Annotated in this window: 20 protein-coding genes; 12 read left to right on the top strand and 8 right to left on the bottom strand. The window is 74.7% G+C overall.

Annotation, left to right across the window (positions count from 1 at the left end):
- Nucleotides 1–118 precede the first annotated feature (118 nt).
- The 5 genes from ABD385_RS23840 to ABD385_RS23820 all read left to right on the top strand — a co-directional run bounded on the left by ABD385_RS23840 (nucleotide 119) and on the right by ABD385_RS23820 (nucleotide 3997).
- Nucleotides 119–745 carry a carbonic anhydrase gene (locus ABD385_RS23840; protein WP_344579511.1) on the top strand — a complete coding sequence of 209 codons (627 nt, stop codon included), beginning with the start codon at nucleotides 119–121 and terminating at the stop codon, nucleotides 743–745.
- An 85-nt stretch (nucleotides 746–830) separates the two neighbouring features.
- Nucleotides 831–1292, top strand: a complete 462-nt coding sequence (locus tag ABD385_RS23835; RefSeq protein ID WP_344579509.1) for an SPW repeat protein — start codon at nucleotides 831–833, stop codon at nucleotides 1290–1292.
- Nucleotides 1293–1332: 40 nt separating this feature from the next.
- Entirely contained in the window at nucleotides 1333–1677 is a 345-nt protein-coding gene (locus ABD385_RS23830; RefSeq protein ID WP_344579508.1) for a DUF3040 domain-containing protein, read from the top strand.
- A gap of 73 nt (nucleotides 1678–1750) precedes the next feature.
- Nucleotides 1751–1987, top strand: coding sequence for a DUF2180 family protein (locus ABD385_RS23825; protein ID WP_344579540.1), 237 nt, complete (start codon nucleotides 1751–1753; stop codon nucleotides 1985–1987).
- Between the two features lie 318 nt (nucleotides 1988–2305).
- On the top strand, nucleotides 2306–3997 hold the full coding sequence (locus ABD385_RS23820; protein WP_344579506.1) for a chloride channel protein: 1692 nt from the start codon (nucleotides 2306–2308) through the stop codon (nucleotides 3995–3997).
- Between the two features lie 103 nt (nucleotides 3998–4100).
- Here ABD385_RS23820 and ABD385_RS23815 read toward each other — a convergent pair whose 3' ends face one another.
- Nucleotides 4101–4622, bottom strand: a complete 522-nt coding sequence (locus ABD385_RS23815) for a MarR family winged helix-turn-helix transcriptional regulator (RefSeq protein WP_344579504.1) — start codon at nucleotides 4620–4622, stop codon at nucleotides 4101–4103.
- A 162-nt stretch (nucleotides 4623–4784) separates the two neighbouring features.
- On the opposite strand from ABD385_RS23815, the gene ABD385_RS23810 reads away from it, so the two are divergent.
- Entirely contained in the window at nucleotides 4785–5276 is a 492-nt protein-coding gene (locus tag ABD385_RS23810) for an HPP family protein (RefSeq protein WP_344579502.1), read from the top strand.
- A gap of 108 nt (nucleotides 5277–5384) precedes the next feature.
- Here the strand turns inward: ABD385_RS23810 and ABD385_RS23805 are convergent, their stop codons facing one another.
- Nucleotides 5385–5708, bottom strand: coding sequence for a hypothetical protein (locus ABD385_RS23805; RefSeq protein WP_344579500.1), 324 nt, complete (start codon nucleotides 5706–5708; stop codon nucleotides 5385–5387).
- A gap of 315 nt (nucleotides 5709–6023) precedes the next feature.
- Here ABD385_RS23805 and ABD385_RS23800 point away from each other — a divergent pair, with 315 nt between their 5' ends.
- Complete coding sequence (locus ABD385_RS23800) at nucleotides 6024–6659, top strand: GNAT family N-acetyltransferase (protein ID WP_344579498.1); 636 nt, start codon at nucleotides 6024–6026, stop codon at nucleotides 6657–6659.
- Nucleotides 6660–6718: 59 nt separating this feature from the next.
- On the opposite strand, the gene ABD385_RS23795 is transcribed toward ABD385_RS23800, so the two are convergent.
- Together ABD385_RS23795 and dgoD are read right to left on the bottom strand one after the other, a co-directional pair.
- A complete protein-coding gene (locus ABD385_RS23795; RefSeq protein WP_344579496.1) occupies nucleotides 6719–7732 on the bottom strand; it encodes a sugar kinase in 1014 nt (337 codons plus the stop codon).
- Nucleotides 7733–7812: 80 nt separating this feature from the next.
- On the bottom strand, nucleotides 7813–8958 hold the full coding sequence (gene dgoD / locus ABD385_RS23790) for a galactonate dehydratase (RefSeq protein ID WP_344579494.1): 1146 nt from the start codon (nucleotides 8956–8958) through the stop codon (nucleotides 7813–7815).
- Between the two features lie 223 nt (nucleotides 8959–9181).
- Between dgoD and ABD385_RS23785 the strand changes: the two genes are divergently transcribed.
- Genes ABD385_RS23785 through ABD385_RS23770 form a run of 4 tightly spaced genes read left to right on the top strand, consistent with a single transcriptional unit; the run spans nucleotide 9182 to nucleotide 13098 of the window.
- Nucleotides 9182–10303, top strand: coding sequence for an NAD-dependent epimerase/dehydratase family protein (locus ABD385_RS23785; protein ID WP_344579492.1), 1122 nt, complete (start codon nucleotides 9182–9184; stop codon nucleotides 10301–10303).
- Between the two features lies 1 nt (nucleotide 10304).
- Nucleotides 10305–11039, top strand: coding sequence for a glycosyltransferase family 2 protein (locus tag ABD385_RS23780; RefSeq protein WP_344579490.1), 735 nt, complete (start codon nucleotides 10305–10307; stop codon nucleotides 11037–11039).
- Nucleotides 11036–11695 (top strand): TIGR04282 family arsenosugar biosynthesis glycosyltransferase, encoded by a 660-nt coding sequence (locus ABD385_RS23775; RefSeq protein ID WP_344579488.1) that lies wholly within the window; start codon nucleotides 11036–11038, stop codon nucleotides 11693–11695. The genes ABD385_RS23780 and ABD385_RS23775 overlap by 4 nt, the downstream gene beginning before the upstream one ends.
- Nucleotides 11692–13098 carry a glycosyltransferase 87 family protein gene (locus ABD385_RS23770; RefSeq protein ID WP_344579486.1) on the top strand — a complete coding sequence of 469 codons (1407 nt, stop codon included), beginning with the start codon at nucleotides 11692–11694 and terminating at the stop codon, nucleotides 13096–13098. Before ABD385_RS23775 ends, ABD385_RS23770 begins: the two co-directional genes overlap by 4 nt.
- A 33-nt stretch (nucleotides 13099–13131) precedes the next feature.
- Here ABD385_RS23770 and ABD385_RS23765 read toward each other — a convergent pair whose 3' ends face one another.
- The 3 genes from ABD385_RS23765 to ABD385_RS23755 form a co-directional block, all read right to left on the bottom strand.
- Entirely contained in the window at nucleotides 13132–13761 is a 630-nt protein-coding gene (locus ABD385_RS23765; protein ID WP_344579485.1) for a cytochrome b/b6 domain-containing protein, read from the bottom strand.
- Nucleotides 13745–14461, bottom strand: a complete 717-nt coding sequence (locus ABD385_RS23760) for a molybdopterin-dependent oxidoreductase (protein ID WP_344579483.1) — start codon at nucleotides 14459–14461, stop codon at nucleotides 13745–13747. The genes ABD385_RS23765 and ABD385_RS23760 overlap by 17 nt, the downstream gene beginning before the upstream one ends.
- A gap of 101 nt (nucleotides 14462–14562) precedes the next feature.
- On the bottom strand, nucleotides 14563–15012 hold the full coding sequence (locus tag ABD385_RS23755; RefSeq protein ID WP_344579482.1) for a GtrA family protein: 450 nt from the start codon (nucleotides 15010–15012) through the stop codon (nucleotides 14563–14565).
- Nucleotides 15013–15218: 206 nt separating this feature from the next.
- Between ABD385_RS23755 and ABD385_RS23750 the strand changes: the two genes are divergently transcribed.
- Nucleotides 15219–16229, top strand: a complete 1011-nt coding sequence (locus ABD385_RS23750) for an ETX/MTX2 family pore-forming toxin (protein ID WP_344579480.1) — start codon at nucleotides 15219–15221, stop codon at nucleotides 16227–16229.
- Between the two features lie 147 nt (nucleotides 16230–16376).
- On the opposite strand, the gene ABD385_RS23745 is transcribed toward ABD385_RS23750, so the two are convergent.
- A complete protein-coding gene (locus ABD385_RS23745; RefSeq protein ID WP_344579478.1) occupies nucleotides 16377–17876 on the bottom strand; it encodes a hypothetical protein in 1500 nt (499 codons plus the stop codon).
- Nucleotides 17877–18364: the final 488 nt, after the last annotated feature.

Here is an 18364-nt window from a genome sequence, read left to right as displayed (position 1 = left end):
GTTTTTCTTGCGCTTTGCAATATTTGCCAATGGCATGTACTTCGAAATGATGAAGGTCCGGCCGGGACCTGCGGTGCCGGCCGGACCCGGCGGTTGAGGCGCCCGACGATGGGGAGCTATGAACGACATGACCTCCCCCGCTCCCCGTCGGGCCTTCGAGCTGCTGCTCGCCGGCAACCAACGGTTCGTCGCCGGCACGCCCGCACACCCCAACCAGGACGCCGCGCGGCGTGCCGAGACCGCGCCGGCCCAACGCCCGTTCGCGGTCCTGTTCGGGTGCTCCGACTCGCGCCTGGCCGCCGAGGTCATCTTCGACCGCGGCCTGGGCGACCTCTTCGTCGTCCGCACCGCCGGGCACGTCGTGGGGGCGGAGGTCCTGGGCAGCGTCGAATACGGGGTGGAGGTGCTGGACTGTCCGTTGGTCGTGGTCCTCGGTCACGACTCGTGCGGGGCGATCGGCGCCGCCTGCGCCGCGCTCGAAACCGGTGTGACGCCGAGCGGCTACATCCGTGACGTCGTCGAGCGCGTCACGCCCAGCGTGCTGGCGGCGCGGGCGGCCGGGCGCGTGCGGCCCGGCGAGATCCTCGCCGAGCACGTGGGACACACCGTCGACCTGCTCCTGAACCGTTCCCGGGCGCTGGCCCAGCGGGTGGCGGACGGTCGGGCGGCCGTGGTGGGGCTCTCCTACCGGCTGGCCGACGGGGGCGCCGACCTCGTCGCGGCCCGCGGCCTGGGGGAGCGGTGACCCGCCCCGTGACCTGCATCATTGCAGAATGCAATGGTATTCTGGGGGTGACGTCATTCGAAGCATCTGAAAGGAAGCGATTCGAATGTCGGATCTCTCCCATCACGCAACCACGGACATCACCAGCCACCCGGACGTGGCCGAGATGCGGGAGCGTTACGCCCGTCTGCTCTCCGGACGCCAGGCGACCGCCCTCGACGGATTGGTCCTCCTCGCCGGCATGTATACGGCGATCTCGCCGTGGGTGGTGCACTTCCGGCTCACCAGCCCCGAACTGGCGGTGAACAACCTCATCATCGGGCTCGTGTTGACCGTGATCGGTCTCGGGCTGACCCGGTCGCCGGAGCGCATGTACCGGTTGAGCTGGACCTGTGCGGTGATCGGTGTCTGGATGATCATCTCGCCCTGGGTCGTGACCGCGGGTCACCACCCCACGGCCGGGCTGATCTGGAACAACGTCTGGATCGGCGCCGTGACCCTGGCCCTCGGCCTGGCCGCCACCCGTCTCGCGATGGCGACCGAGGCGCCACCGGCGTCCAGCACGTAGCCGGGGGCGGGCAAGCGCACTGCTCCGGGAGGAGGCGGTCATGGGTCTCCCCATGCGCGACCGGCGGGCCCTCGCCCGGATCGAGGAGTACTTCCTGGCGGACGACCCCGACCTGGCCCTGCTGCTGAGTACCTTCGGGGGCGGGCCGCGGCGGCGCCGCCGGCCCGTGCCTGCCGTGCGGCGCCGGGCCGGCGCCGCCATCGCCTACGTGGCGGTGGCGCTGGGCGCCGCACTGCTGGTCGCGGCGTGTCTGGCGCGGAGCGCGGTGCTGCTGTGGGCGGCCGGGGGCATGGTGTTCCTCTCGGTCGCGCCGTTCCTCGCCGCGCGGCTGCGCGCTCCCGGGCGGCGGGCCCCGGACGCCCGCCGGCACGGGGCGCAGCCCTAGAACGTTGTTCACTGCAATATTTCCCTGTCGATAGAATGGGCCCGGGTGGGCGCACGGGAGGCGGGTGAGTCTCATGAAGTGCTTCGACTGCGCGTGGGCCGAAGAGGTCGTCGACGCGGTGGGTGTGTGCCATCACTGCGGCGTCGGTGTCTGTCTCCGGCACTGCCACGTCGCTCTGGAGCCGGGGCACCGACTCGCCGGTGTCGGCCAGTCGACGCTCGCCCGGCCGGCCCGCGAACTCACCTGCCTGACGTGCCACTTCGCGATGGCGCCCGTGCAACAGGCGGAGGCGAAGCGCAGCGTGCACTGAGGTGTGCGGCCGGGCTGCCGTGCCTGGCGTGACTGGCTCCGCCCGGTCGTGACTGGCCCGTCTTGGTCGTGACTGGCTCGTCCCGGTCGGTCGACTGCGGGAAAGCCTGCGGGGAGGTGTGGGCGGCGCACTGCGGCGCACGGGTCGGGCGGCGTCCGCCCCTGGGAGCCAACCACCGGCCCGTCCGAGTGCTGGACACCACCTGTCAGCAACTTTTGCATACTGCAATACTTCCGGTATGGAAAACATACAAGCGGGCCTGTGGTCGGGCGGGCGAGCGCGGTGCGCCGGACCTCTGCGACGGGGCGGGGCGCTGCGGTGAGCGGGACACGCAAGGGAACGGCCGGGCACCGGGGCGCCCACCTCGGCGACTTCACCGTCCAGCCGAGAATGCTGGTGATCTGCGGCTGGGCGCTGCTCGTGGGCGGTGCCGGGGCGGTGGCGGCACTGGCCTTGTTGCGGTTGATCGGGCTGGTCACCAACGCGGTGTTCTACCAGCGCTGGTCGACCTCGTTGGTCGCACCGGGCCTGGAGCACCGGCCGTGGTGGCTGGTGCTGGGCGCGCCGGTGCTCGGTGGTCTGGTGATCGGCGTGATGGCCCGCTACGGATCGGAGAAGATCCGCGGGCACGGCATGCCGGAGGCGATCGAGGCGATCCTCACCGGCGGCAGTCGGGTCGCCCCGCGGGTCGCGGTGCTCAAACCGGTGTCGGCGGCGATCAGCATCGGCACCGGCGGCCCGTTCGGCGCCGAGGGGCCGATCATCATGACCGGCGGCGCGATCGGCTCCATCCTGGCGCAGGCCCTGCGGCTCAGCGCCGACGAACGCAAGACACTGCTGGTCTCCGGGGCGGCGGCCGGCATGGCGGCCACCTTCAACTCACCGCTGGCGGCCGTGCTGCTCGCCGTGGAACTGCTGCTCTTCGAATGGCGCCCGCGTAGCTTCGTCCCGGTCGTCGCGGCGGTCGGGGTCAGCACCGTGGTGCGCGGCTTCCTGCTGGGCACCGCCCCGATCTTCCCGGTCTCCGCCGCCGGCCTGCACGTCGCCCCGACGGTCGACGTGCTCTGCGTCCTGGCCGGGCTGCTCGGCGGCGCCCTGGCGGTGGCCGCGACCTGGCTGGTGTACCGGGCCGAGGACGGCTTCGCCCGGCTGCCCTTCCACTGGATGTGGTGGCCCGCCATCGGCGGACTGGTCATCGGCCTGGGCGGACTGGTCGAGCCGCGCGCGCTCGGCGTCGGCTACGACGTCATCCAGCAGTTGCTGACCGGCCGCGCCACGGTGTCGCTCATCGTCGGGATCCTCGTCGTCAAGACCCTGATCTGGTCGCTCTCGCTCGGCTCGGGCACCTCCGGCGGGGTGCTCGCTCCGGTCTTCATGATCGGCGGCGCGGTCGGCGCGGCGGAGGGCCTGGTCTTCCCGCACGTCATCCCGGGCTTCTGGGCGATGATGGGACTGGCCGCCGTGGTGGGCGGCGTGATGCGGTCACCGTTGACCGGCGTGGTCTTCACCCTCGAACTCACCCATGCCTGGGGCGCGGTGTTGCCGCTGCTGATCTCGTCCACCGCCGCCTACGCGCTGTCGGCGCTGTTGCTCAAGCGCTCGGTGCTCACCGAGAAGATCGCCCGGCGCGGCCTGCACCTCACCAGGGAGTACTCCACCGACCCGCTGGAGACGTTCTTCGTCGAAGAGGTCATGGATCGCCACCCCGACCACCAGACACGCCTCACGGCCGCCGACCTCCTTGGCGGCGGTGCGGTGACGGACGACCGCGGGGCCGCGGTGGTGACGCTGCGGCCCGACGACACCCTGCGCCGGGCCGCCTACCTCTTCGCCGAACACGACGTCACCCAGGCCCCGGTCGTCAGCCACGGCCCGGACGCGCACGTGGTGGGCACGCTCAACCTCCACCACCTGCTCCACGCGCGACGGCACGACCTGACGGAAGAGCATCACCGGCAACGTCTCCTGCTGGGCAACCGCCGGCGTGCGCCGGACGCCGTCGCCACCTGAGGCCGTGGGGCCCGCGGCGCGCCGCGGGTCCCGTCGGCACTGCCGGTTCCGTCGCTCCGGCCGCCCGCCAACGCGCCCGGCCGGGCCCGCGGAACCGCGCCGCTCAGTACGGGTCGGTCAGCGAATCGGCGGTCGGCTCGCCGGCCGCGTCGGTCAGGGCGCGCAGGCCCCGCACCAACTCGGCGCGCCGTTCGGCGGGGAGACTGGCGACGATGGTCTGGATCTCCTGGTGGCGGTGGGCCAGGACCTGCTCGACCAGGCGCCGGCCGTGCGGTTTGAGGGCCAGGATGACCTCGCGGCGGTTGTCGGGGTTCATCTGGCGGTCCACGAGGCCGCGGGCCTCCAACTTGTCGACCATCCGCATCGCCGTGGACGGGTTCACGTCCAGTCCGGAGGCGAGCGCGGCGAGCTTGACGGGGCCTTCGCCGTGCAGGACCACCAGGGTGCGCAGCTGCGGCAGGGTCAGTGTCGGCTCCGTCTCGGCGAGCGCCCGCGCGGAGAGCGCGACGAACAGCCGGGACGCCGTCATGACGGCGGCGGCGACCTCCTCCACGGTCTCGTGCAGATCGTCCGTCGAGCGGTCGGCGGGGGGTCGGGGGTCGCCGTTCTGAGCTTGTCGCACCATACCGCTTTTATACCGTTCTCCCAGGTGGCGGCGGAGGGGGCGGGCGCGCGGGGCGGTGCGCCCGGGGTGTGCCCGCGCTGAGAACCCCCCGAGTACGTTCACACTTCAATCAACAGTTTGTTTATGATCTGCGGGCCGCACCTGCCTGCCTGGAGTTCCTGCATGTCCGTACCACCGTCCCCCGCCACCCCCAGGCCGCACCCGTTGCACGCGCTGCGGGCCACGGCCTTCGCCCTGGGAGCCCTGCTCCTCCTGGTAGGGGTCGGCGTGCTGCTGCACGAGCCGCTGCTGATCCCGCCCCTGGCGGCCAGCGCGGCCCTGGTGCACGGTGCGCCCGGGCTGCCGATCTCCCAACCGCGCAACCTCATCGGTGGCCAGTTGATGTCCGCGGCGATCGGCTTCGGCACCCTCGCCGTGACCGGGAGCACCGGCTGGGGCGCCGCGGTGGCCGCCAGCCTGTCACTCGGCGCCATGATGCTCACCCACCTCTCGCACTCCCCGGCCGCCGCCACGTCCGTCATCGTGGTGCTCCAGGCGCCGCACCCGCTGCCGTTCCTGCCGCTGCTCGCACTGGCCACCGTCCTGCTGGTGGCGATCGGCCTGTTGCCGGGCCGCATAGGGGGCCACCCGGTCCGCTATCCGGTCGCCTGGTGACGCCGCCCCCGGCCCGCCCGCGCCCGGTCCGGTGACCGCGCCCGCTCACCCCTCCCCGGGCCCCGCACGTCGCCGACGTGCGGGGCCCGGTTCGCTTCGGGACGTCCGTCAAACCGCTCTCGGGGCGGGACGGCACAGCGCGGTGTAGCGCTCCTCGTCGTCCGCGCGCGTCCAGCCGCCGGTGCCGGCGTCCGGATCCACGAGGACGAAGCCGTTGTGCCGCAGCTGTTCGCGCAGGCCGTCGGCGGGGAACCGGGTGCCGTCCTGGGGGTCCCCGGTGGGCCGCAGCGTGACCAGTACGGCCTCGGTGTCGCCGGTGTCGGGCTCGCTGTCGAGGCTGGATATCTCCAAGTGCCAGCGCCCGTCACGGGCGAAGGCCGTGGCGCGGAATGCCGCCCGCCGTGCGGGGGCGGTCCGTTCGGTCTCCGTCATGCGTTCTCCGTCATGCGAGGGCGCCCCTCGGTGGGGCGCGTCAGGCGGGAAGGGCGGGGCGGTGCGACGGGCCGGCCGGGGCGGGACCCCGGCCGGCCGTCCGTGTGGAGTCTGACCGCTTTTCCGCGGCTCGCACGGCGAACACCGAGGTAATTCACCCATCTGGCAAGGGAGTTGGGGAAGAGGGCGGACGCGGAGTGTGTCGACCGGGGCGTTCCGAGGGGCAGTTACGGCACGCGGTCGACGGGCGGAAGGTGGCGGGCGACGTCACCCACGCGCTGCTCGTGGGGCGTGCGGGCGTGGCACGATGCCGCGATGACCTCCCACTCGCCCCGGCCCGAGGAATGTCCCGCCGTCCCGCCCGGCGCACCGCCGGGTGCCGTGCCCGCCGTCGTGCCCGCAGGTCGGCTGGCCGGCAGCGAGCAGCCCGTGCTCGCCCTGTCGGCCGGCCGGGTCCTGCGGCCCTGGCGGCACGGCGACGCCGACGTCCTGGTGACGGCCAGTCAGGACCCGGTCATCCGCCACTGGAACCGCCTGCTGGTGGCCACGGCCGAGGACGCCCGCCGGCGGATCGACGGCATGCACCACCGCTGGCGGTCCGAAGCGAGCGCGATCTGGGCCATCGCGCGACCGGACGGCGACGCCGACGGGCTCATCGGCTGGGGCGACATCGACCTGGCGGGCGGCAGCGCGGAGATCCTCTACTGGGCCCTGCCCTCGGCACGGGGCGGTGGTGTGGTGACCGAGGCCGCCCGGCGGGTGAGCCGCTGGGCCCTGGACGACCTCGGTCTGCACCGGCTCCGGCTGTGCCACTCGGTGGCCAACCCGGCCTCCTGTCGGGTCGCGGCCAAGGCCGGGTTCTCCTTCGAAGGCACCATGCGGAGCGCGCTGTTGCACGCCGACGGCTGGCACGACGAGCATCTGCACGCCGTCGTGCGGGGCGACCTCTGACCCGTGGTGCGCGATCCGTTCCGCCGCGGTCCCTCGGGCGGGTGGACCGGGGCGGCGCCTCACCGCAGCACGGTGCCCGACTCCGCTGCCAGCAGGGGCAGTTCGGCGCGGGTCGGGGCGCCCTCCCAGTCGCCGTGCGCGGCAACGGCGAACGCGCCGGTGGTGACGCCCCGCTCCAGGCATGCCGCCGGGCCCGCGCCGTCCAGGAGCGCGGAGAGGTAGCCGGCGACGAAGGCGTCACCGGCGCCCACCGGGTCCACCGCGCGCACCGGGCGCGCCGGACGGTGCGTCTGCCCGTCCGCGGTGCGGACCAGCGCACCGTCCGCACCGAGCTTCACCACGACTTCCGCGACGCCCGACGCCAGCAGCCACTCCGCCCGTGCCGAACGGTCGGCACCGGCGCCTTCGGGCAGGGCCAGCGGCAGTTCGTCGTCGGACGCGATCAGGACGTCCACCCGCGGGGCCCAGGCGCGCAGCACCTCGGCGGCCACCGCCGCACTCCACAGCCGGGAGCGGAAGTTGACGTCGAGACAGACGACGGAGCCGTGCTCGCGCGCCAGGCACAGTGCCCGCTCGGCGGCGGCGCGGGGGCCCGGGCCGAGCGCGGGGGTGATGCCGGTGAGGTGCACCAGCCGCGGCGGGGCGGTCGCGAAGGCCCGTTCCACGGTCTCCGGGGAGAGCCGGGAACCCGCGGACCCGGAGCGGTAGTAGTGCACGCGGGTCGCCTGCGGGAGGCGGGGCTCGAAGAGCAGCAGGCCCGTCGGCGCCCCGGCGTCCACGGCGGCGGCGGAGACGTCCACCGCTTCGGCGCGCAGAGTGCGCAGGACCAGGCGCCCGGCCTCGTCGTCGCCCACGGCGCCGGCCCAGCGCACGGAGTGCCCGAGCCGGGCCAGGCCGATCGCGACGTTGCTCTCCGCCCCGGCCACGGACACCGCCATGGTGCCGCCCAGTTTCAGGGGGCCGCTGCCGCGCAGGGCCACCATCGTCTCGCCGAAGGTCAGTACGGGCCCCGGGCGCGGTCCGCGCGCCGCACCGGCGCCCCCGTGCCGCGTCGCGGGCTGGTCGGCGGTCATGTCGTGCCTCCCGTCTCTTTCGTTGCCCGCACTCTATTTCTGCCGTGCCCGCCCGTGGCTCGGCGGGCGCTCGCAGTCGGTCACCACTCGGCGAACGAGCCGTCCTGGTGCCGCCAGACCGGGTTGCGCCAGGCGTGCCCGGTGCGGTCGGCGGCCCGCACCGCCGCCTCGTCGACGTCGATGCCGAGGCCCGGCCGCTCGGTGCGCAGCAGGGCGCCGCGGTCGAAGCGGAACGGTTCCGGGTCGACGACGTAGTCGAGGAGTTCGGCGCCCCGGTTGTAGTGGATGCCGATGCTCTGTTCCTGGATTAGGAAGTTGGGCGTGGTGAAGGCGAGTTGGAGGCAGGCGGCCAGGGCGATCGGGCCCAGCGGGCAGTGCGGGGCGAGCTGCGCGCCGTACGTCTCGGCCAGGGCCGCGATCCGGCGCAGTTCGGAGATGCCGCCGGCGTGCGAGACGTCGGGCTGGAGGACGGCGACCCCGGCGTGCAGCGGAGCGAGGAACTCCCGGCGGGAGTAGAGGCGTTCACCCAGCGCGAGCGGGACGGAGGAGGCGTTCACCAGGTCCGGGAGCACGTGCGCGTGGTCCGGGAGCACCGGTTCCTCGACGAACATCGGGGCGTACTCGGCGAGCTGCGGCAGCAGGCGGCGGGCGTTGGCGGGGGAGACCCGGCCGTGGAAGTCCAGGCCGAAGTCGTGTGCGTCGCCGAGGACCTGGCGGGCCGTCTCGGCGCGCCGCAGCACGGCGCGGACCTCGGCGGGGGAGGCGACCGGCGTCATCCGCCCGCAGCCGTTCATCTTGACGGCGGTGAAGCCCGCCTCCAGCTGCGCGGTGACCGCGTCGCGCACCTCGGCCGGATCGTCGCCGCCGACCCAGGCGTAGGCGCGGACCCGGTCGCGCACCGGGCCCCCGAGCAGCTGGTGCACGGGGACGCCGTAGTGCTTGCCCTTGATGTCCCACAGCGCCTGGTCCAGGCCGGCGACCGCGGAGGACAGCACCGGACCGCCGCGGTAGAAGCCGCCCTTGGTCATCACCTGCCAGTGGTCCTCGATGCGCATCGGGTCGGCGCCGACGAGGTACTCGGCCAGCACGTCGACCGCCGCCCGGACGGGTTCGGCGCGGCCCTCGACGACCGGCTCGCCCCACCCGACGACGCCCGCGTCGGTCTCCACCCGGACGAACATCCACCGCGGTGGGGCCAGGAACGTCTCGATGCGGGAGATCTGCACGGCGGCCGTCCTTCGGTGCGGTGTTCCACGGGGAGCGGGGCGTGAACGAGGTGCACGGGAGGGTGATTATTCCCCCGCCCGGCGTCTGCCGTGCGCACGATCCGGGCCACGAGCGGCGAGCCGTGGCGGCCCGGGACACCGGCCGGCGGCGGAAGGATGACGGAAGTCTGACGTCCCGCCGCGGTGCGGCCCGCGGCCGGGCGGGCGGCCGTACGGTCGGGACATGCTGATCCTGGTCACCGGAGGGGCGGGCTTCATCGGCTCGCACCTCGTCACCGCGCTCACCGGGGCCGGACACGCCGTGCGCGTGCTCGACGCCCTGTTGCCCGCCGCCCACCGCACCGCACCGTCCCGCCCCGACGGGGTGGACTGGCGGCACGCCGACGTCCGCGACGAGGAGGCCGTCGCCGGTGCGCTGCGCGGGGTCGACGCCGTCTGCCACCAGGCCGCGATGGTCGGGCTCGGCAAGGACTTCGCGGACGCCCCCGCCTACGTCGGCTGCAACGACCTGGGCACCGCCGTCCTGCTGGCCGGGATGGCCGCGGCCGGCGTGCGCCGCCTGGTGCTGGCCAGCTCCATGGTGGTCTACGGGGAGGGCCGCTACGCGTGTCCGCGGCACGGCGTCGTGCGGCCCGGGCCGCGTCGCGTCGCGGACCTGGAGGCGGGCCGCTTCGAACCGCCGTGCCCGACGTGCGGCGCACCGCTCGCCCCCGACCTGGTGGACGAGGACGCACCGACCGACCCCCGCAACGTCTACGCCAGTACGAAACTCGCCCAGGAGCACCTGGCCGCCGCGTGGGCCCGGGCGACCGGCGGACGGGCCGCGGCCCTGCGCTACCACAACGTGTACGGCCCCGGCATGCCGCGCGACACGCCCTACGCGGGCGTCGCCTCGCTCTTCCGCTCCGCGCTGGCGAACGGCGCCGCGCCCCGGGTCTTCGAGGACGGCGGGCAGCGCCGGGACTTCGTGCACGTGCGGGACGTCGCCGCGGCCAACCTCGCGGCCCTGACCGGGGTCGACGGGCTGCCGCAGGGCACCGTCCGGGCGTACAACGTCGGCAGCGGCGAGCCGCACACGGTGGGGGAGATGGCCGCCGCGCTGGCCGACGCCCACGGCGGACCGACGCCGGTCGTCACGGGGGAGTACCGGCTCGGCGACGTCCGCCACATCACCGCCTCCGCGCACCGGCTGCGCACCGAACTCGACTGGCGGCCGCGAGTCGGGTTCGCGGCGGGCATGGCGGAGTTCGCGGCGGCGCCCCTGCGCGCGGGCGGCCCGCCCGGGGCCGCGACGTCAGCGAACCGTAAGGGTGCAAAGCCCCTTTCGCACCCTTTGGGCTCGTAGGGTGAGTGCGGTGAACGAGCCCTCCCCCTCCCGTCCGCCGGTGGACGTCGTACTGCCCTGCCTCGACGAGGCCGCGGCCCTGCCGTGGGTGCTGGACCGGATCCCGCCGGGCTGGCGGGCGATCGTCGTCGACAACGGTTCCACCGACGCCTCCGCGGCCGTTGCCCGCCGGCTCGGCGCCCACGTCGTCCACGAGCCGCGCCGCGGCTTCGGCGCCGCCTGCCACGCCGGCCTGACCGCCGCGACCGCCGACGTCGTCTGCTTCTGCGACTGCGACGCCTCCCTCGACCCCCAACTCCTGCCGGGGATCGCCGGTCCGGTCCTCGACGGCACCGCCGACCTGGTCCTGGGCCGCCGCCGACCCACCACGCCCCGCGCCTGGCCGCTCCACGCCCGCCTCGCCAACCTGGAGTTGGCGCGACTGATCAGGCGGCGCACCGGACTGCGCCTGCACGACCTCGGACCGATGCGGGCCGCCCGCCGCGAGGCCCTGCTCGCCCTGGACCTCACCGACCGGCGTTCCGGCTACCCGCTGCAAATGGTGGTCCGGGCCGCGGACGCCGGCTGGCGGGTGCGCGAGACGGACGTGCCCTACCACCCGCGCACCGGACGCTCGAAGGTCACCGGTACCTGGCGCGGCACCTGGCACGCGGTCCGTGACATGCGCGGGGTGCTCGCCGAGCCGCCCGCCACCGCCCCGGTGGGAGCCGCGCAGGCGCCCGGAGCCGGACGATGAGCGCGCGGCTCCCGGTGCCGGGACCGGCCACGCTCCTGGTCATCGCCAAGGAACCGGTGCCGGGCCGGGTCAAGACCCGGCTCACCCCGCCCTACACGCCCCGGGAGGCGGCCACCCTCGCCGAGGCCGCCCTCGTCGACACCCTGCACACCGTGTCCCGGACCCCCGCCCGACGGCGCGTGCTGGTCCTCGACGGCCGCCCCGGCCCCTGGCTCCCGCCGGGCTTCGACGTCGTGCCGCAGTCGACCGGCGGCCTCGACGACCGCATCGCCGCCGCCTTCGCCCACTGCGGCCCAGGAACAGCCCTCCTGGTCGGCATGGACACCCCCCAGATGACCGCCGACCTGCTGGCGGGGGTCGGCGGGGACGACGACCACGACGCCTGGTTCGGGCCGGCGGCCGACGGCGGGTTCTGGGCGCTCGGCCTCGCGGACCCGGCCCGCGCCGCGGCCCTGGTGCGGGGCGTGCCGATGTCCACCGACCGCACCGGGGAGCTCCAGCGGCACCGGCTGGTCGCGGCCGGGCTGACGGTGCGTGACCTGCCGGTGCTGCGCGACGTGGACACCGCCGCCGACATCGCCCCGGTCGCCGCCCGCTGCCCGCCCGGCTCGCGGTTCGCCGCCGCCGTCCGCACGCTCGCCGGCGTCGCGCGGTGAAGGGCGCCGCCCGCACCGGAACCGTCGTCACCGCCGCCCTCCTCGTCCTCCTCACCGCCGTCGTCGTCGCCACCCTCCAGGCCGGTGACGGCCAGAGCGCCCCGGGCCGCATCCTGGTCGGCTACGCCCTGGCCTGGGGCCTGTTCGCCGCCGCCGCGCGTGCCGTGCGCTCCGTCCCGGTGCGCGCGGCCACCCCACTGGTCCTGGTCGGTGCCGCCGCCCTCGCACTGGCCGGGCTCGCCGCCCCACCGCGCACCAGCACCGACATGTACCGCTACGCCTGGGACGGGCGTGTCCAGGCCGCCGGGACCTCCCCCTACGCCCACCCGCCCGCGGCCCCCCAACTCGCCCCGCTGCGCGACGCATGGCTCTTCCCCACGGCCCGCCCCTGCACCGGCTGGGGACTCACCCGCACCGACGACGGGCTCTGCACCCGCATCAACCGCCCCACGGTCCCCACCGTCTACCCGCCGCTCGCCGAGGGCTGGTACCTCGCGGTGCACGCCCTCTCCCCGCCGGACAGCCGCCACAAGCCGCTCCAAATCGGCGGCGCCGTCGTGGCGTTCGCGACCACCGTCGCCCTGCTCGCCGTAATGCGCCGCCGCGGCGACCCCCGCCGGGCCCCGCCCCGCGCCGCCCTGTGGGCCTGGTGCCCGGCCGTTCCCTTCGAGGCGGTCAACAACGCCCACATCGACGCCCTCGGCGTCCTGTTCACCGTGCTCGCCCTCGGCACCGCCACCGCCGGGGCCCGCCGCGGCGTCCTCCTCGGGGCCGCGACCGCCGTGAAACTGCTGCCCGTCCTGGCTCTGCCCGGGGCCCTGTCCGGCCAGCGCGCCCCGGCACGGGTCGTCCGGGTGGTGGTCCCCCTCCTCGTGACCGTCGCCCTCAGCTACCTGCCGTACGTCGTCCTCTCCGGCAAGGCCGTCCTGGGCTACCTGCCCGGCTACCTCCACGAAGAGGGCTACGCACCCGGCGACGTGCGCCGCTTCGTCCTGCCGCGGCTGCTGCTGCCGGACGCCGCCGCGGCGGTGACCGCCGGCGTGCTGCTCGCCGCGCTGGCGCTGTCCGTCTGGTGGCGCGGCGACCCCGCCCGCCCCTGGCGCGGCGCCCTCCTGGTGACCGGTACGGCGCTGCTGCTGTTCTCGCCGAACTACCCCTGGTACGCCCTGCTCGTCGTCGGCCTCGTCGCCCTGGACGGCCGCGTCGAGTGGCTGGCGGTCCCCCTCGCCGGCGCAGTGCTCTACCTGGGCGGACCGACGCTGCCGGGCTTCCCCCTCCAGGCGTTGACGTACGTCCTCGCCGCCCTGGCCGTCGTGACCGGGGCCGTCCTGCGCAGCGATGCCGCCCGGCACCGGTTGCCCAGGCCGACCCGGCGGCGGGCCCCGGGGCGGCCGGCCGACTGACCACGGCCGGCCGGCCTTGCCGATCCGCCCCGTTCAGGACTCCTCGTCGTCCCACAGCGGGTGCTCGCGCCGCGCCCAGGCCCGCGAGGCGTAGCCGGAGCGCAGGGCGCGGCGGGCCTCCGGGTCGCGGGCGGCCAGCACCACGTGACCGAGGACGAGGACGCCGACGAACAGCGCGGTCCAGTCGTGCACGAACGTCGCCCCGGTCCGCCACGGCACGGGCACCACACGCGGGAACCACAGCATCAGACCGGTCCCGACGAGGACCAGCGCGGCACCGGCGACCAGCGCCGCGTACGCCTTCTGCCCGGCGTTGAACTTCCCCGAGGGACCGCGCCGCCCCCGCAGGGCCGCCCGGATCCAGCCGCGGTCGTACGGCGCGAACCGGTTCAGCCGGCCCAGGTCGGCGCGCAGCGCCCGCGAGGCCAGACCGACCAGCAACGGCACCGGCAGGGCCAGGCCCGCCCACTCGTGCACGGTCACCACCAGCCGCCGGCGGCCGACGAGTTCGGCCAGCGACGGCACGTACAGACAGGCCGCGGTGACCAGCAGGACGCCCATCAGCGCCGCCGTGATCCGGTGCACCCACCGTTCCGCGCCGGTGAACCGTCGCAGCCTCCCGGCCGCCCGCACCGGGGCCGCGGGCTCAGCCGACGGGGACATCGTCGCGCCCGTTCGACCGGCCCACCCAGGCGTCCACGTCATACCCGTACCGTTCCCAATAGCCGGGCCGGACCCGGTCGGTGACCGTGATGCCGGACAGCCACTTCGCCGACTTGTAGAAGTACATCGGTGCCGCGTACAGCCGGACCGGGCCGCCGTGCGCGTCGGTCACCGGGCGGTCCGCCATCTCGTAGGCGACCAGCATGTCCGGCCGCCGGGCCTGCGCCAGGGTCAGGCTCTCGCTGTACACCCCGTCGAAGCAGGTGAAGTGCACCGCCGCCGCGCCCGGTGCCACCCCGGCCGCGGCGAGCAGGTGGGACAGCGACACCCCGGTGAACGGCGTCCGCGGAACCCGCCAGCCGGTGACGCACTGCACGTCCCGCACCAGCCGGGTGCGCGGCATCCGGCGCAGCTCCGCCAGCGTGTACACCGCGGGACGCGCGACGAGCCCGTCCACCGTGAGCCGGTAGTCGGCGGGGGACCGGTGCGGCACGGAGGGCGCCACCGAGTAGAAGCGGAATCCACCGGCGCCGGGCAGCACGCCCGTGAGGCCGGTGGGGTCCTCGTCCCGTACCGCCCCGAGCGCTCGGCTCACCGCGTCCTGCAAGGGTGCCCCGGTCGCCACTCCCACGGCGCCCAGACCGAGCATCCCCAGGACCAGCCGTCGTCCGACGGGCGTGTCTCGTCTCTCTCCGACCATGCGGCCCAGCAGAGCACCATCCGGGGGCCGCCGACCAGCCCGCACGCCCCGATGTCAGCGATCCGTAAGACCCGTCAGCGCCGCCCACCGGGGGCGCGGCGTCAGCGACGGCGTCGGAACACCAGCAGCCGCAGCACGACGAAGCGCACCACGGTCACCAGCGCGAAGCTCGGCACCAGCACCGCGACCTCGGCCGCCGTCGGGGCGGTCGGCCACCGGTGACGGAGCAGCAGGACCGCGCCCGACGTGGTCGCGTAGGCCACGACGAAGAGCGCGCCCGCAGTCAGGTGGGCCCGCAGGACCCGGGCGGTCGAACCGCGGAAGGTCAGCCGCCGGTTGGCCTCCGTGTTGAGGACGGTGACGACGAGGAGGGACACGAGGTTGGCGGACAGCGGCGGCCACCAGCGCCGCAACGCCCAGTACGCCAGGGCCTGGGCGACCGTCGAGGCCAGCCCGATCACGACGAACCAGCCGACCTCCCTGCCCAGCGCGCCGCGGCCGGGCCGGGCGGAGGCGGAGGCGGTGGCGGACCGTGCGCGGGGTTTTCGCACCGCACCATGATGCGGCCGCGCCCGCACGAGCGGGCGCGCCGCGCGGGGCGGCGGTTCGCCCGTTCGACTGGTGCCGGCCCGGCACGGGCGCGTCGGACCGGGCCGGCGCAGGTCGGGACCAAAGCCCCTACGCGCCGGGCATGATCGTCGGTTGCATGGCTGCCCACGACGCTTTTGTCGTTCCGCCCCCTCGGATTGGGACTTCCATGAGCCATGTCTCCAGACGGCGCCTGCTCGCCGTCGCCCCGGTCGCCGGACTCGCCGCGGCCGTTCCCGCCGCCCTCGCCACCGCCGGCACCGCGGCCGCCGCCCCCGCCCGGCCGGCTGCCGCGCCGCGCACGGCGGCCGCCCGCCCGCTGCAAGAGGTCACGGACGCTTGGGGGAGGTGGATGGCCGCGGAACGCTTCCCCGCCTCCCGCGGCTGCCGGTTCACCGCCTCCACCGACTACGGAACGCGGAGCGAACTGGCCGACTACCACCGGCACCAGGTCGGCGCGGAGTACCGCGGCATCACCTACGACCCCAAGGCCCCCTCGCCCGTACCGGGCCAGGTCAGCTCCGTGACCACCAACTACCGCAACGGGTCGACGGTCGAACAGGTCGTCACGTACAAGCAGAGCAAGACCACCGAGCAGGACCTGCGGATCTCGGTGACGGAGTCCTTGAAGATCGGCGTCACCGTGGAGGTCTCCGCCGAGATACCGGCCGTCGCCAAGGTCAGCGAGACCACCTCGATCGAGACCAACCTCTCCTCGACGCAGGAGTTCACGCACAAGGAGACGCAGAACTGGAGCGTCGACCTGCCGCTGCGGATCCCGCCGAAGTCGCTCATCGAGGCGTCGCTCGTGGTCGGCACCCAGAGTTACGACATCGACTGGACGGCCACCGTGGACCTGGTGGGGAGGGTGGCGATCTGGTTCGAGGAGAAGATCGACCTCAACCACGACGGTGACTACCACTGGCTCTGGTTCGTCCCCGTCGAGGAGGTGTTCCGCGACTGCCGCGCCCACGGCATCGTCGACACCAGCGGTTACGAGATCACCGCGGCCGGCGTGCAGGGCTTCGCGCGCGGGAAGTTCGGCGGCGGCCAAGGCACGTCCCTCAACGTGAACGTCGTCCAGCAGGACCTCGCCGGGCGCGCGCGGCGCAGCGCACCGCGGACCGTCCCGGTACCGCTCGGCCAGGACGGCGCGAAGGCCATCCGCGCCGGCCGCTGACCGGCCGCACCCCGCCGCTGCACCGGCCGCACCCCGCCGCTGCACCGGCCGGACCCCGCCGCGTCAGCCGCGCCAACTGCCGCTGTTCCAGGAGGGGAAGGAGCCCCGCCGGTGATCCGGCGGGGCTCCTTCCGTGCGCACGGCGGGTCAGGGGCGCTGCGCGGGGGTGCGCACGGCGCCCTCGCCACCGGCGAGTTGCCACTCGTGGTGGAGCGGACCGAGCGGAACGCTCCGTTCGAAGACCGGCGTGCCGAAGACGTCCAGGTGCGCCCGGAGGGCGCCGGAGAGGTCGACGCCGCCGTACGCCGCCCACTTCCCGACCGCCGAGCCCGTGCCGTTCGAGGCGCCGGTGGCCGTGCCGGACACCTCGGCGCGCAGGTACGGGGCCAGCGTGCCGGTCACGCCGACGCTGCCGTACAGGCCGACGCTCGCCTCCGCGCCCAGTGCGGCCTTCACCCGGCCGGCCGCCGTCGCGGTCGCCGTCAGCGGGGTGCCGTGCAGGTCGGCCCGGGCGAGCGGCGTCCAGCCCTTGGCCCGGCTGTAGGAGCCGCCGACCCGGAACTGGCCCCGCACGTCCTGTTTCACGTCGACACTCACCGTGCCGTCGGCGTCGACCTGGAGGTAGCAGGTCAGGTCGAGGTTGACCACGACCGGCACCACGCCGACCTGGACGACGGGGTCGGCGTGCAGCTTGGCGAACGGCACCCGCACCGGTTGGCCGTCCGGCGTGGAGGCGGCCGCCCGGCCCTTGAGTTCCCACTGCGAGGCCCAGTCACCGGCCAGGCTCACCGAGGCGGTGCCCGGGGTGCCGGTGGTGGTGCCCTGGCCGTCGTAGGAGAAGTCGACCTCGGGCGAGAGTTGGACGAAGCCCGTGGCCGACGCGTCGACGGTGCCCGCCGGCGTCTTCACCGTGGGCAACGCGGCGCGCACGTCAACCCGCAGGCTGCCGAGCGGCAACTGCGCGCCCGCCGGCCCGAAGTGCACGGTGCCGTTCTTCGCCCAGGACACCTTGACGTTCGGGGTGAGCGGCTCGACCCGCATCGTGGCGGGATCGACCGGGACCTGGCCCTTCGCCGTGGCGCCGCCGAGCAGCGCGCCCAGGGTGGCGGGGGCGGTCTTGACCTCGGTGCCCCGTGCGGTGGTGCCGACCACCTCGGTCACCTTGGCCAGGGCGCCGCGGGGCGCGCCGGGGACAGGGGCGCTGGCGAGCACGTCGCCGACCGCAACCGCGGCCGGCCGGTGGGGAGTCGACCCCTGCTCGTGGTCCGCGCCCCGGCCGCCGTGCTTCCCCTGCCGTTCGCCGTGGTTGTCCTTGCCGGTGCCCTTCGGCGGGGTGCCGGCGGCCGGCCCGGCGATGACGGCCCGGCCGCGCGCGGCGTCGAACGCGACGATCTTCAGCGGGGACTTGGCCGCCGGACGGTGGCCCGTCCCCGGCTTCGCCACGGCGCTGGGCGTCCCGGCGCCGGCCGGCGCGGGGGCCACGGCGAGCGGGGCCTGCGCGTCCGCGTCCTCGGCGGCGGTCACCGGCCCGGCACTGTCGCTCCTGCCTGCTGCGGTGCCGGAGGACCCGTTCGCACAACCGCTGACGACGAGCAGGGACGTGACGGTGAGCGCCGGTAAAACGGCGTATCTGATGGACTTGCGCACTGTTGGTTCCTCGGGAGCGTGGCGGGGGGCGGCCGAAGGGAGGAAGCACTCCGGCCGGGCGGTTACCCGCAGGTAATGATTGGCATGATCGTGCCACGTGTCATACGCGCACAGAGCCGGATAACCGGCCACATGGTGATGATCTGGATCACATCGGTGACGGCCCGCCGACCCCTGCTCCGGGGTGGCGAGCGCGTCCGCGCGCGGTGCCAGGGGCAGCGGCAGCGGGTGCGGATCCGGCGAAGGTGCCGTCCGGCGCCGGAAGCGCACGCCGGCGGGACGGTGGCCGAAACGGCCGCCCGGAGTCTCGCGTCGAGCCCCTGCGCGGTGCACGCGGTCGGACCCGAGGCGGTGCGTCTACGTGCCGCGGCGCTGCGGAAACGCGGCCTCGATCCGCGGGACTGATTCCCTTAGCCGGGGCCCGACCGGAGAATTACTAGAAGTGTCGGCCGGAGCCCGAAAATCGCCTACTGTGCACGGCTGAATAG

Origin of the sequence: Streptomyces lunalinharesii, from assembly GCF_039532155.1 — a bacterium.
Lineage (GTDB): Bacteria > Actinomycetota > Actinomycetes > Streptomycetales > Streptomycetaceae > Streptomyces > Streptomyces lunalinharesii.
The sequence above is the reverse complement of the archived record's forward strand: the minus strand, read 5'-3'. Positions and strand labels throughout refer to the sequence as shown.